Here is a 13,863-nt window from a genome sequence, read left to right on the forward strand (position 1 = left end):
ACTAATGCCATCTGCTACGGATATCAGGCCTACTAGGCTAGAATACATTCGTACCAAAAGAAGAATAGTCATTGCTAAAAAGGGATTAAAGCTTTTAAAACTAAAGCGACAAGCCCTTATTTTGGAATTTTTCAATACAAGCAAGACCGCTGCGGCTTTAAGGGAAAACTTGCAGAAAGAGCTAATCAAAGGATATGAATCAATAAGAATGGCTGAAATTTTGGCCGGTTCTATGCGATTGGAAAATGAATCAATGAAACTTCCTATGATGGGGAAACTGAATGTAAAATCTAAAAGTATAATGGGTGTCCACATACCCAGACTTGAAGGTGGACAAAACAAAGTTTATGAGGAGTATTTACTTGAGCTCCCAACATCCATAAATGAAGCCATTAGCTCATTTAACAAAATTCACAAAATTGTGTTAGAAGTTGCAGAGAAAGAAACTGCACTAAGAAAATTGCTTTACGAAATTGAAAGAACAAAACGCAAATCTAATGCAATCGAAAATGTTTTCATTCCACGACTTATGAGTGCTGTCAAATTTATTACATTTCGTTTAGATGAAATAGAACGTGACACTTTTATTATGTTGAAAACAGTAAAGAGAAAGATGGGTGAACGGGAATCAGAGGAATTGAAGGAGGTTGAAGCTGAGATAAATGTTTAACGATATGAATAATAGTAGTTTTAATAATGGTTTCAAAAATGAGAATCAGAAGAAGTTCCACCGAATTATGAGAGTTATCAAGTTTGGTAATATTATGGCAACTGCAATTTTATTGATATTTCTAATCAATTATTTAATAGGTGTAAATTAAAGATGGTAAATGATTCCGAACAAGAACAATATATAAAATCACTTGTAAAAATAAAAGAAATAGAGGACAGGGTTCAAAAGGAAATTGAGCAACGAAAAGTGGAAGTCGATGCTGAAATTAAAGAATTGGATGAAGATTTAATATCTTCAATCAATTTGGCAGAAGATGAAGGTAAACAACTAGTAGAATCAAGTATATCTAAATCTCGTCTGAAAGCAGAGTCTGAGGCCAAGAAAATAATATCAGATGCCGAAGCCAAATCTAAGAACATTACATTCAACTTTGATCAATCCATGGTTAAAGAGATTTTGGAGATCCTGTTTAAGGGACTAAAATAGGAATTTAAACATCATGACATTACTTCGTCCAGAACCTATGTCTAAAATAGCAGTTCTGGGATTAAAAAAATACCGTCAAAAAATAGTTTCAATATTACAGGAGATGAGTGTTGTTCAAATTGAACCGATATCCAAGGAGATATCAACGTATTTAAGTTCTGAGAAGGAAAGCGAATCCCATAGGCATATTTCAGATCAACTGATCAGAATTCGAGGATTATTGAGCGCTATCCCGGTGATCCCAATAAAAGAAAAAATCAAGTTTGATTCTGTTGAAGAACTTGACTCCGTCCTACGAAAGTTAGATATCGATAGCCGAGTTTCTTCCCTGGAAAGACAGAAAGAGAATTTGCTTACTACTATTAGGAATACTCAAAATAATATAAAACTGTTAACTGAATTTTCGTTCTTTCCTGAGGATTTAAGTGTTTTACACCTAAAGTCTGCACGTTCATTTTTTGGCAGAGTGTCTAGTGAAAAATACCCTGAATTTAAAAAGAAATTAGAATCAAATAACCAGGATATTATTCTATATGCAAATGAAGGTGAGAAAGTAACTAGATTTGTTTTAGTCGTTTTACCACACTATCCCTCTAATGCTTTGGCATCTATTATTAATTTGTACAGTGTTCATATGGAAGCAGTGCCTGACTTGAAGGGAAAGCCAGAAAAGGTGATTCAAGAATTAAAGCATAATTTAGAGGAACATGAAAGCAATCTTGGAAAAATTGAAAATGAGTTGTTGGAGATTTCTAAAGATAAATTTTCATTGCTAAAGGGATTAGAAGAACAACTGGATATTGAGAACAAAAGGTTGGAGGTAATTGATAATTTGGGCGTGACTAAAGACACTTTTACCTTGGAAGGTTGGATTCCTAAATCAAAATTAGAAGAAACCAAGGCATCGATTAGTCATCATAGCATAGGGACCATGGTTTTTGTTTTGAATACGGATGAAATTCCTCCTACATTACAAAGTAATCCTAAAAAAACAAGGGTTTTTGAGTCATTTATTAGATTTTATTCTTTGCCTTCGGGCAATGAATTTGATCCCACTCTGGTTTTTGCATTGGTATTTCCGGTTTTTTATGGTATGATGTTTGCAGATTTTGGTTATGCCGTAGTAATCTTGCTAGTGTCCAGATGGGTAATCCGAAGAGTTGAGGGTGGCAAGAAGAACTTAACAATTATGCCTAAATTTCTGAGAAACTTTGGAAAAACCATACTTTTGCCTACCCAGATGGTTAAAATCGCAAAGGCAATTACACCCGGTTGCATCATTGCAATGGTGCTGGGATTCTGTTTCAATCTTTACTTTGGATTCCACTTAAATGAATATATTTTTGGATTCCTAAATAGCATTGGTGGTCTTCATCTGCCTGCGGATGGAACTATTTTCGACCCATTATCTACATGGGGTCTTCGAAAACTTTTGTTGATTAGTGGATACATTGGATTGGGAATGGTTTCATTTGGATTTATCTTAGGAATTATAAATGATATAAACCACAAGAACAAAAGACACGCAATAGGAAAGATTGGATGGTTGCTCTTTGGATGGGGCGTTGTATTTATTGGATTGGGCTTGATAGGACACGAAAATATCAATCCCACTGCTAGTATAACTGGGGCTGTTTACTTTGCTCTGATATTTGGAGGAATTGGATTGATGTTTTACGGTGAAGGCTCTAGAGCTATGATGGAGTTACCTTCCATTATTAGCCATATTTTGTCATTCACTAGGTTGATTGGTATCATGATGGCTTCAATTATATTGGCAGATGTAATCGATCATATTTTCATTCGAACATCTGATAATGGGATCATATTTCTGATAGTAGGTACTGCCATCCTCGTTATTGGGCATTTGTTTAATATAATATTAGGCGTATTTGAACCGGGAATTCAGGGAGCCAGGCTCTTGTATGTCGAATTCTTCTCAAAGTTTTACCATGGTAATGGAAGGCCGTTTAAGCCATTTGGCTTCAAGAGACGGTATACAGAAAATCAATATCCAAAGCCTACTCCCCCTGAACCCAAACCTCATATTAGTTAAATTTTTCCCCTTTTTCTTTTCCCTTTTTCTCTGATTTGGTTCATAGATAACTATTAATTGGTTCTTGTCTCATTTGACACTATGGAAGGAATATTAAAACTAAAATGCAATGTCTGTGGTACAATGTTTATGTCTGAAACCCAACAATCAAAATGTCCATCATGTGCTGAGCAAAGCAGCAATATGGGAGGTCACTCAGGTTGTGGATGTGGACATAGCCATTAAATATTTTTTAAAAATAACTTGTATATACAATAAAAAATAAAAAGATTTCTGATTTTTTGGTATTGCAACTATGTAAAGATTATTTTCTATTTACCAATATTGTTTGCGACATTAGTTGAAACATTATTAACTAATTTGCTAAATTCTGTCTGCGCAGTATCCGTTATGTTTCTTACAACAGGAATTTCTTTTACCTTGTCTGCACCCTTCATAAGGGCTGAGAAAAAGTTGGTCCAACCAATCCCAAGGATTACTAGTCCTATTATTGCAACTAAAATGAGAGTTATGAGAATACCCAACTAATAATTATAGTGCATTCTAAACTTTTAAGCCTTATGAAATATTATAAAGTTCTTTATAAACAATAGTTGTTTAGGATTTCATGTAATTAATTTGTTCGACACCAATGTAATAAGGCTTCTTGAAGGAGAAAATATTGCATCGCTTGCTACCATATCACCCCGGGGTAACCCTCAAGTGTCTGCTGTTTGGGTTGACTTTGACTCAGATCACAATATTTTGATAAATACTGCTTTGGGAAGACAAAAGGAAAGAAACACTAGATCAAATAAGAAAGTAGCATTGTCCATAGTAAATAGACTCAATTCCTACGAAACTGTAACAATATCGGGGCTTGTCATTGATAGAATAACTAAAAATGCGTTATTGCATTTTGACAAACTTTCTCAAAAATACCTCCATATCAGTAAATACCCTTTGCACCAAGCACGTGTAGACAGAGTCATACTGAAAATAAGGCCCCTAAAAGTTAACTATACTTTGATCCCCCTTCAGGTGAATTGAAAAAAAAGAGCAATATTCATGTTACCTAGATTAGGGATAATAAAAACTCATGCGACCTTGCAAACCCGCGACTAGTGATTGTTTTAAGGAGCAGAATTGAATTCTAGGCTTTTTGTTCTTAAGGGTCAGTGTTTAATTTCGATATTTCTTAATTTTATTGATTATGCTGCCAAGGTTTTCTAACAAACCAATGTTTGCTTTAGTATGCCAACTATCGAAGTGACAATGGGCTTAAAAGAAAGATTCTGGTAAAAGCATAAGGACTCATTTTTGGCTAAGATATTGAAGAATTAGTATAGTTTTGAAATTACCAGAAAGAAAAGAACAAGTGCTAACACATTCCATGCCTTTTATTTATTAAAAATTAAATCTTTTTGGCAGACAGCTTGTATTTTTGTCTAGTTTGTCTTTACACCCAAAATTTCTATTATTCACAGATGTCTAAATAATTTCCAATACATTTCGCCTATTTCTATTATAGATTTTATTATTTATGATGATAATAATTAGATTGGAATGTGACAGAATTGGGAGCAACCTAGAATTCATTGGCCGTTTAGATCTTGAAGTTTATTATATTCGGAGAAAATGGTTGAAGTAAAAACCTAATTAAAGGAACAATAGTATCTTCTTCATTCTACATCAAAAACAATTTGAGTCTAATCAATTTTAATATATATCACATTGTCCTATCATTTTTTAGAATGAGAGTTGATCACATAGCAATAGCTGTAAACGATGCTAATAAAGCATTAGAAAATTATAAAAAAGTTCTAAATATTGACAAGATAGAGGTTGAGGAGGTACCTAATGAAAAAGTTAGAGTTGTAATGATCAATCTGGAAGATTCTAGATTGGAGCTCCTTGAGCCAATGGATGATACTAGCCCAATAAGCAAATTTCTTAAAGAAAGAGGAGAGGGAATTCATCATGTTGCAATTACAGCTGATGAAATTGAAAGTGATGTCAACAAAGCAATGGAAAATGGTATAAGGTTTTTAGGCAATATTAGAACAGGTTCCTATGGGCGCAAGATAACTTTTATTCATCCAAAGTCTCTAAATGGTGTTTTGGTTGAATTTTGTCAGGCTCCTCCATCAAATTAAATTTACAAATACCAGTCCTTTATTAACAAGCTTCATCTATGAATATATAGAAACGGGTAGTATTTGTAAATATAGAAATGGAACATCACGAAAACTCTTACAAAATAAAAAATTTAAACGATAATGGTGTCTCGGTTACACTTACCTTGGTTGAAGATATAGAATTGGAGCCTGTTACTCAACAGCAGATGATGCTCGAAGCAATCAATCGTGCTATTCCAGATAAAGAAATGAAAGAGCAGTTGCAGCCAATCATGGAGGCCATGTTAAGGACACAACCGCAAACTATTATTCAATCATACCCGCAAACCAATATTACAATAACAATGCCTAAAAGAAATTATGAAAATTATGGGAGACCTCAAGTAGGAGAATCCTTGGTAATTAATATATTTAGAAAAAAATAATGGTATGTTTCCATTATTTATGAACTACCATTTAAATTTACCAAACTAATTTGTTGGAAAAATTTAATATACTGCTTTGAGATTATCAGAAATATGAATAACCCCAGAAGAACAATGCCAGTTTGCTTTACACCAGACCAAGTTAAATTGTTGGAGAGTTATGCTAAAAGAAACGGTATGCTTAACACTAGCCAGGCTATTGAGCATATATTAGAATTAATAGTTGGCAAAAACAAGGATTAAAGCAATTTTTATCCCTAACCCTGAACAGATGAATAGAATAAAGCGATAAATTTTATTATTTAATCTATTGAATTTATTTAGCTGCGATTACCATGTAAGACCTGATTAATGCTCTTGTATCTATTTAAATAGCTCGAATTAAAAGCATAAAAATATCTTGTTTAACTTCTTAAAGAAACACAAGTGCGAGTATTGTAAGAAAAAATTTAGAAAGATAGAATATTTAATGCATCATACATTGCTGAACCATCCTGACTCCTCTACCTACGATTGTTCTAATTGTGGAGAAAAATTCTCCGATATGGACAAACTCAAGGCACATGTAAAGAAAATGCATTTTTATAAAAAGAAGTTGCAGGAAAAAGGCTAGGCTATTGGTTACAAAAATTGATCTGTTTTAGTTTTTAATATTTCAAGCCCTCAGTGACTAGCCTTCTCCCACATGTATTCATCTTGAGAGAGTTGTTTCCAAAGACCTATTGTTCCACATTTTGGACATCTTTTTCTTTGAATATGCTGTTCAATAGACTCATTATGCTTTAATCTGATGATGTCCTTTAATCCGCATTTACATTTTAATATATTTGACATCATGACACAATTAATGAGATGTTCAAGTATATAAGAAAAGTGTAGGTTAGATTGCATCCTTACACATCTTTAGATATCCATTCTTGATAATTGAGGTTTTGATTTGATGGCAGAAGAATGTCCAACAAATAATCTAATGTGAAATTATACGATCTTGATGTTGATCTTCTCCAATTTTAGTCCAATAGTAACTGTTATCATGATTACTTTTATCTACTCTCCAAAAATCATAATTCTCACTAATTCGGTCCCCTGCTTTATTTAAATTAATCTTCCCTGAGACACCATCTAATGATTTAGCCACATCCACCAAAATCTCATTGAGTGACTGGGTGTTCTCAACGTTACTCTGGTTTAATGCAATATCACTGGTATATTGCTCCAGTGTTCTTGCCGCAATCCATAAAGCATCATATGCCAACGCTGGATAAGTGATTGAGGTATCGTGATAGGAATTACCCAGTTTGTGTGCAAAATCTATGTATTTTGTGTTCTCAGATGCAGTTGAATACAAGGGATTGGTAAAATTAGTTTCTAAGGCAAACTGCCCTGAGTCAATATTCTTAATTATATGATGGTTTTCAGCCACACTGTCACTTCCGTACCACCTAACTTTCGTTAGGGGGTCGAATAACTGTGCTTGTATCAGTATAGGAGTAATCTCATCAAATGCTACCACATAAACTGCAACAGATTTAGGGCCATATTTACTGATTTCTTCTGCGACGATGGAATTTAGTTTCTTTAATTCTTGATTCCACATTATAAAATTAATTCTGTGCAGACTGGTTGCAAATTTTCCTGTATGTGGTTTGTATTTTACACCATAATCCACTTTGCCACCTAGATTTTCAAAATTTAGCTTTGTTGCATTCATTAGCTGATTGCCATAAATATCAGCCCTCCAAAAGGGGATCATTACTTTGATTCCGTCGTCCCTCATTTTCTCAGCAATTATTTTTCCTTGCATTTTATCATCAGGTACTAGTCGGAATAGATTGTCATTTTCAATTGAAAGAGCAGGGGAAGTACTGGCGTAACTTAAAAGTGTGATATTGTTTTTAGCTGCATAGTCTTTAACAGCATCTACTGCAGTGCTTGTTGCCGGACCAACAACAACTTTTACACCTGCGGCCGATAGTTGTTTGATGGCAAATAGTGTAGATTCAGGACTAGTCTTTGAATCTGATACAATAAGTTTGATTCTTACTGTTGAATTGATTGAACTATAGTAATCGTTGATGTCTTGTTCAGCCATCTGTAAGGATGTTACAATAGGTTTACCTATAGAGGAAAGCGATCCGGTCAGTGGTACAATGGCCCCTATCGATATTATTTCTTGGTCTCCGTGAACTTGCATGAATCCTGAATTGCTCAATCCATTTTCACCCAGGCCTCCGGCATCCTCGGATGTAATATCAATTTCTGAAAAGTATAGAATTCCCATAACAATCGAGAAGACGATGACAAAGATAGTTGAAATAATTATATTTTTTGAACTTTTCAAATATAATTTACCCTGATTTTTCCTCGTCGGCCAACGAGTGTTCCACTTTACAGAATATCGTAAATACCACACAAGTCCTCCTGCTAACATCATATAGTGCGAAGAGATCAAGACTGCTGAAATCCAAATTTCGTCAACAAACGCCGTCAAAACTATAATGGCAAACCAGCTGTCTCCTACGACTATGGCTAACAATCCTATTAACTCGCAAATCCATGGAACTGAAATATGATGTTGACCTTTGATATTCAGTAATATTGATAAAGCAAGTACAGTCAGTATCGAGTTCAAAATCGGATATGTGACAGTGACAACCAAAAGCATGATTCCACGAGAATTAGAGACTTCAGTTAAACTAATCATCAAATTTAAAATATAAGCTAAAAATATTCCGGTAATTATTGAGGTAATGTAAATAATTTTGTTGTTTCCCTTTTTCTCTATTCTTTTGTATGTGACTATGAGTCTGTATATTAAAAATCCATAAGCAGACATGAGGAATAGGTCAGCGATGGATGGAACGGGAGAAACTATGTCTAACACTATCTCATAATATCCCCAAACGATATTTGCTAAAAAGTAGAATAATAATCCTATTGTAAAATAAATGCCTGTCCTGTCTCTTCTAATCGATGTTCTTTCCTTTATTAGGACTACCATTGATAATCCTGCCGCTATCAGGGAATTAATTATAAGCATCCAACTAGAGTATATTAATTTGCTATCAGAATCGGCTAGAATAAGCAAAAGATTTGCAACTGCGATAGCAACAAGTAATATTACAAAGAAGTAGATTGGTTGCAACTATACCCTTTTAAGTATTTTAATTACTTGGTTTATTAAATCTTATTTTGATTAATTGATTGATAAAAAAAATTATTATTGGATGATTTTGCCAAAGGTAAAACTAACCGATCATTAATGAACCACCAGAAGGGGTCATTTTTGGCTAAATGCAAAATAGGAATATTTTTTCACAAACCAGCTAGAAAAATACTTATAAAAAAATAATTTAGTTAAGATCTACAGCAGGACTATTTATCACAACATTTGACTTAAGTACCGTAAGCTCTCCTTTAGCTTGCGCATCCAAAACTTCCTGAGCTGATTTGAGTACCTTTGGCTGAGATCCATTATTCCAGGTTACGTAATTTATTTCAAATAATGGACTATAGCCTTCATCATCTGCTGAAGCAGTTGCAATAGGGAGCTGGTGATCAAATGTTCCGTTACCCTCAACTCCGTTTGTAAAGACATAGCCTTGTTGACGTGAAACTTCTGGAGTATCTGCTAGAGTTGGTGCATAATTAACATTGAATTTTGTAGTATTGGTGACGGATGAAACTATCATTTGTTCTGAGGCGTCAGTACTAATGAAATAAGATACATTTCCATTAACATATCCTTTTTCTACCGGGATAGTAAGTGAGAACGGAAAATTATTTTTGTCAATCTGTGGATCAGTATTATTTGTTATCTGGTTTTGAGTAATATTATTATTATTCTGAGCAAAGCTAGCATGAGAGAAGCTCATAGTAATAATCACTGACATTACAATCAAACTGACTGAAACAATCTTAGTATCAAGTTTTATCATCATCAACTAGTGATTTTTCAAATATAAAAGAATTACTTGATCATCTACAATTCAAATGATAGAGTTCAGTTTTCCATTTGAAGACTTTGAAATCACAACTGAAGGAAACAAAAAATACATCTATTTCAAAATTTTTCAATGTTCTAAATTGTATGCTTTGGCCTGAAAATTAGAAAACATACCTCAAGAAACTTAGCTTATGAAAAGCGTCAGTATTCTGAATATGATTTAGGTTAAGTTTTTCACCTTGCCAACACAGCTTGATTATTTGAATTGGTTATTGATTTTTATTTTTGAGTTATTGTCTTTTGTCAGAATTATATAAATAATTAAATATTACAATAACATTTATGTAATGTGGTAAACTTGAAATGCTTTCCATTTAAGGAAGATATTACTCAAATGTTTAATTTATACGATTGTCAAATTAAAGTAGGATATATTTTGAAAGCGGCGAGGAGAGTATGAATCATGGTTTCAGAAAATTCTTCACCTCCAGGAAAATCACCAACTTGGCTTAGAATGGCTCAAATTGGTCTTGGAATTGTCATCCTGATATTATCAATAATAGTGCTTGTCAATCCTATACTAGGCTCTGTTTCAATTATCATATTTTTGGCATTCCTATTACTGTTTGCTGGAATAGAAAAGATTATCAGTGGGATTATCTTTGCCGGTCGAACCAGATTTATTAGCATTGGATTAGGTATTTTGGTCGTTATTGTAGCCATGATAGCTTTGGCTTATCCTTTGGGTGCCAGTATATTTGTTGTATTATTGTTAGGAGTGGCCTTATTAATTGATGGTGTATCAAGAATCATTCATAGTATAAAAGATCATACTAGTAGTAGATGGTCCAAGTATTTTGGTATTGGAGTTGGTATACTGTCAATAATTCTTGCAGCAGCGGTAATTGCATATCCAGGTATTGGACTGGCACTTGCAGGCATTTTAATAGGAATAGCACTCCTAATAACTAGTATTCAAATCATTTCAGCAGGAGTAACAGGGGAAAATCAAAGAAGACGGTTAATTTGAAATTTAACCATTTTCTTGATTAATTTATTTTGGATGGATTTTTTAACTTAATTTTCGATTTTTTTGGCAATCTTGCAAAGTTGCAGCCGACTCTCAGAGTTGTGATCAGTCTAATTAGTTACTTACATTGCAAGTAGGAAACTACTTTGCTTTACTTTCAATAATCTTAAATTTAGTTACTAAACTGGTCAACGACGCTTTTTCACCCGTTGGTTGTACTTTGACATTTAACTTGAACTCCTCTAAAGAGCCGTATTATAATTCATAGTAACATCTTAATGCAAGCCTATCTGGAAAAAGTCTTTATAATTCATAGGGATGTTACAAATTATGCCTACCGCCTATCTTCTAATATGCTGTGATTTGGATTTTGAGAATGAAGTAGTTACTCAAATGAAAAAATTTCGTGATGTTATTGAAGTGAATAGAGTATTTGGCGTGTATGATATAATAGCAACTATAACTTCTGATAACACGGACAAACTTAGAGAATTGATTACTCTCAATATAAATAAAATACCAAAAATCCGATCCGTATTAACCATTGTGAAAAATGAAACCTGAAACCCGAGATTAGGAAGTATAATGGATTTCAAATTAATGTAAGTATCGACCCAATTATTAAGTGGATTACTATTTCTTTCTAAAAAAATCATGATAACATTCAATATAATTACTATTAGTTAGGACATTGATTGACGATACGAGATTATTGTCTACAAAGGTGTTAAATCGATGTCCCAAAAATGGAATAAATATTATAGAAAAAATAATGCAAAAGTAAAAGTGATATTAATGAATATAAGAAAAAGGGCATCCTTGCTCCTTATGTATCCATGGGAATGAAGGTTTATAGCAGGAAACTGCTGATTAATCTGGTCTATCACGTTATGTAACTTTACTGTCTAGATACAAGTTGATAAAAAATATCTTCTAGCAATATGATATCTCATTCAACTTAAAAATTCAGTAAATAGAAGAAGAGGAATCAAAACTGGAATAATAAAAGGAAAAATCCTCCCAACTCAATTATAAACAACGAAATAAGGAACGTGAATATGAGGACACAGTCAAAGGATTTTCTTAAGCGATAGCAGAAAATACAATGGTAGGTGGATACCACCAGATGGTTCTTCCGATGGCAAAAAAGTCATTTCGAAGGAATGTGTCTGTAGTTAAGAATTAACTAGGGGTAAAAGGGACTAAACAAAATTGTAATTCTGTAGGCTGTTTAGATGTATATAATGTAATGGACGAATCAATTTAACTGACCAGAATTTAAAAAATAAAGTAAACCTCAGAGAATGTCCATTTAAAATATTTAGTTTTTAAAATAAAATGCTAAACTATTGATCAAATTATGATTGTTGTCCATATCACAGGATATTCAGATATCTACCTACCATTCTTGTGTAGAATTACCTCTATCAATCTCACAGTTGATCAACTTTTTCAGGATATCAAGTTTTCAAATGCCTTTTGAATTAAAATAAACTGTCGTTAAATTACTAGAAATACTTTGATTGGTCCTATTCATAAGGAAGTCAATCTTAATTTGATTGGCTATACTTTAACGATGGTAATCAGGGGCTCTGTTAACTTAAGCGTTAATCATCTGTGCGTTATGATGATCCACAAATGGATTCAACCAGTTTCTTACATGCTTTAGTTTACAACTCTTTTTTCTACAAGGAAAGTAATCATCGAAACTTTCAGTTCTATCCTTGATATATTGTATCGTTCTTTCAATCCTGCTTTTCTCTATAGGAGAATGAACATGGTGATCGAGTCTGAGAAACTGACAAGCCATCGGGTACCATGTTCTTTCACCATCAGTAGATACTGGATACATGCTTTCCATAATCTCTTACGACTCCTGACAGAAACCTCTCGGCAACAAACATGTTTCTTTCTTGAGTTATTCCTTTGGCAAAAAAGTGCTAGAATTTGATGACTTTCTGGCTCAATTGATTGCAATCCAAAGCCATATTAATTCTGGACCAACCTTGATAAGTAATGTTTCATCAACTATGAATTCATCAATTTTCCTTCTCTTCTTTGAGGATGTGCTTCTGAAATGACCTTTTTGAATCCACTTCCAGATTGCAACATGGCTTCTCTTAACATTATGTAAGAATAACAATGCTTTGGCAACACATCTAGTCGACAAACCAAGAAAGTACAAATACAATGCACGGTCGATATCTAATGAAGATGTTCTTTGTTTCTTTTGATAACCATATGGAAATAGGGACAACATCTTCAAGCTATAAGAATTCCTTAAATGAAGAGCCGAATCAGGTATAAAAACACTTAAATACCATGATTACAAATATATAAACATACTGTAATCTGCAGCTAGCATATAGTGAAAACGTGGATATGAATGTGAATATTTGTTTTATTTGTTATGAAAAAGAAAACAAAAAAGTTGTGTCACTTGCGACACATTTATTTAAGTAATTTCCCTTAATATATCTATACTAACTCAGCTTTATAAATGGTTTAAACAAAGATGACCGTAAATTAGCTTGTTGGATTGGTTAATAGCTGGAATCACGTTGCTGCCTTGCGGACTGATGGATTAAATAACTAGTTAACAGACTATACTAGTTCTGACCGACACTTTTGTAGATTAATATACAGTTTCTTCTCTACCAATTGAGGAAAAATAATTACCTAATCCTCCCTTACATAGCCTTGATATATTGGATCTTACATCAAAGAGACTTTCCCCAAAGGATTAGTGATATTAGTAAGTCAGGACAATTTTAGGAATTAGAGTATGTACAAAAGTAGCAAGCCTGCGTATTTTATTGAGAAAGATTGTATCCTAGTTACTATTCTTTGTATAGAGATAAAAAAAGTAGTAGTTCCTATGTGTTCTTTTTTTTTTACTATTCATTTGTCATTAATTTCAACATATACTGGGAAAGTATAGAGATAGAGAATTAGTCCTTAATCAATATGTTTATTGTATGTCTATGAGATACTGAAGACTTATACAACTCTAATATGACCTTTTGTCAGATCCTAAATGTTAGTCAAAGATTTATTTCCTGTTAATTTAATGACATTTCGCTTCATGCATTTGTTTACCCTAGTGAACAAATATAAGCAAAGAATTATT

Annotated in this window: 14 protein-coding genes; 9 read left to right on the plus strand and 5 right to left on the minus strand. The window is 33.2% G+C overall.

Features of this window, described 5'->3' with window-relative positions; all coding sequences use genetic code 11:
- Nucleotides 1-4 precede the first annotated feature (4 nt).
- The 3 genes from F1Z66_RS11540 (at nucleotide 5) to F1Z66_RS11550 (ending at nucleotide 3,215) form a co-directional block, all read left to right on the plus strand.
- Complete coding sequence (locus F1Z66_RS11540; RefSeq protein WP_149863777.1) at nucleotides 5-670, plus strand: V-type ATP synthase subunit D; 666 nt, start codon at nucleotides 5-7, stop codon at nucleotides 668-670.
- Between the two features lie 153 nt (nucleotides 671-823).
- Nucleotides 824-1,159: a hypothetical protein gene (locus F1Z66_RS11545; protein WP_149863778.1), complete on the plus strand. Its 336-nt coding sequence runs from the start codon at nucleotides 824-826 to the stop codon at nucleotides 1,157-1,159.
- A 13-nt stretch (nucleotides 1,160-1,172) separates the two neighbouring features.
- On the plus strand, nucleotides 1,173-3,215 hold the full coding sequence (locus tag F1Z66_RS11550; protein WP_201448551.1) for a V-type ATP synthase subunit I: 2,043 nt from the start codon (nucleotides 1,173-1,175) through the stop codon (nucleotides 3,213-3,215).
- A gap of 311 nt (nucleotides 3,216-3,526) precedes the next feature.
- On the opposite strand, the gene F1Z66_RS11555 is transcribed toward F1Z66_RS11550, so the two are convergent.
- On the minus strand, nucleotides 3,527-3,739 hold the full coding sequence (locus F1Z66_RS11555) for a hypothetical protein (RefSeq protein WP_149863779.1): 213 nt from the start codon (nucleotides 3,737-3,739) through the stop codon (nucleotides 3,527-3,529).
- 94 nt (nucleotides 3,740-3,833) lie between these two features.
- Between F1Z66_RS11555 and F1Z66_RS11560 the strand changes: the two genes are divergently transcribed.
- From F1Z66_RS11560 to F1Z66_RS16465, 4 genes are all read left to right on the plus strand, one after another.
- Nucleotides 3,834-4,244, plus strand: coding sequence for a pyridoxamine 5'-phosphate oxidase family protein (locus F1Z66_RS11560; RefSeq protein ID WP_159357411.1), 411 nt, complete (start codon nucleotides 3,834-3,836; stop codon nucleotides 4,242-4,244).
- A 704-nt stretch (nucleotides 4,245-4,948) separates the two neighbouring features.
- Nucleotides 4,949-5,350, plus strand: a complete 402-nt coding sequence (mce, locus tag F1Z66_RS11565; RefSeq protein WP_149863781.1) for a methylmalonyl-CoA epimerase — start codon at nucleotides 4,949-4,951, stop codon at nucleotides 5,348-5,350.
- Nucleotides 5,351-5,427: 77 nt separating this feature from the next.
- A complete protein-coding gene (locus tag F1Z66_RS11570; RefSeq protein ID WP_149863782.1) occupies nucleotides 5,428-5,757 on the plus strand; it encodes a hypothetical protein in 330 nt (109 codons plus the stop codon).
- Nucleotides 5,758-6,226: 469 nt separating this feature from the next.
- Nucleotides 6,227-6,370 (plus strand): hypothetical protein, encoded by a 144-nt coding sequence (locus F1Z66_RS16465; RefSeq protein WP_149863783.1) that lies wholly within the window; start codon nucleotides 6,227-6,229, stop codon nucleotides 6,368-6,370.
- A gap of 354 nt (nucleotides 6,371-6,724) precedes the next feature.
- On the opposite strand, the gene F1Z66_RS11580 is transcribed toward F1Z66_RS16465, so the two are convergent.
- Both F1Z66_RS11580 and F1Z66_RS11585 read right to left on the minus strand, forming a co-directional pair.
- Nucleotides 6,725-8,902: a penicillin-binding protein activator gene (locus F1Z66_RS11580; RefSeq protein ID WP_149863784.1), complete on the minus strand. Its 2,178-nt coding sequence runs from the start codon at nucleotides 8,900-8,902 to the stop codon at nucleotides 6,725-6,727.
- A gap of 208 nt (nucleotides 8,903-9,110) precedes the next feature.
- Nucleotides 9,111-9,632, minus strand: a complete 522-nt coding sequence (locus F1Z66_RS11585) for a DUF7482 domain-containing protein (RefSeq protein ID WP_149863785.1) — start codon at nucleotides 9,630-9,632, stop codon at nucleotides 9,111-9,113.
- A 534-nt stretch (nucleotides 9,633-10,166) separates the two neighbouring features.
- Here F1Z66_RS11585 and F1Z66_RS11590 point away from each other — a divergent pair.
- Both F1Z66_RS11590 and F1Z66_RS11595 read left to right on the plus strand, forming a co-directional pair.
- A complete protein-coding gene (locus F1Z66_RS11590; RefSeq protein WP_149863786.1) occupies nucleotides 10,167-10,733 on the plus strand; it encodes a DUF308 domain-containing protein in 567 nt (188 codons plus the stop codon).
- 330 nt (nucleotides 10,734-11,063) lie between these two features.
- Nucleotides 11,064-11,297 carry an Lrp/AsnC ligand binding domain-containing protein gene (locus tag F1Z66_RS11595; protein ID WP_149863787.1) on the plus strand — a complete coding sequence of 78 codons (234 nt, stop codon included), beginning with the start codon at nucleotides 11,064-11,066 and terminating at the stop codon, nucleotides 11,295-11,297.
- Between the two features lie 1,036 nt (nucleotides 11,298-12,333).
- Here F1Z66_RS11595 and F1Z66_RS11600 read toward each other — a convergent pair.
- On the minus strand, nucleotides 12,334-12,594 hold the full coding sequence (locus F1Z66_RS11600) for a hypothetical protein (RefSeq protein ID WP_149863788.1): 261 nt from the start codon (nucleotides 12,592-12,594) through the stop codon (nucleotides 12,334-12,336).
- A 102-nt stretch (nucleotides 12,595-12,696) separates the two neighbouring features.
- Nucleotides 12,697-12,999, minus strand: a complete 303-nt coding sequence (locus tag F1Z66_RS11605; RefSeq protein WP_149863789.1) for a hypothetical protein — start codon at nucleotides 12,997-12,999, stop codon at nucleotides 12,697-12,699.
- Nucleotides 13,000-13,863 lie beyond the last annotated feature (864 nt).

The sequence above is a fragment of the Candidatus Nitrosocosmicus agrestis genome (genome assembly GCF_008389435.1).
GTDB classification, from domain to species: domain Archaea; phylum Thermoproteota; class Nitrososphaeria; order Nitrososphaerales; family Nitrososphaeraceae; genus Nitrosocosmicus; species Nitrosocosmicus agrestis.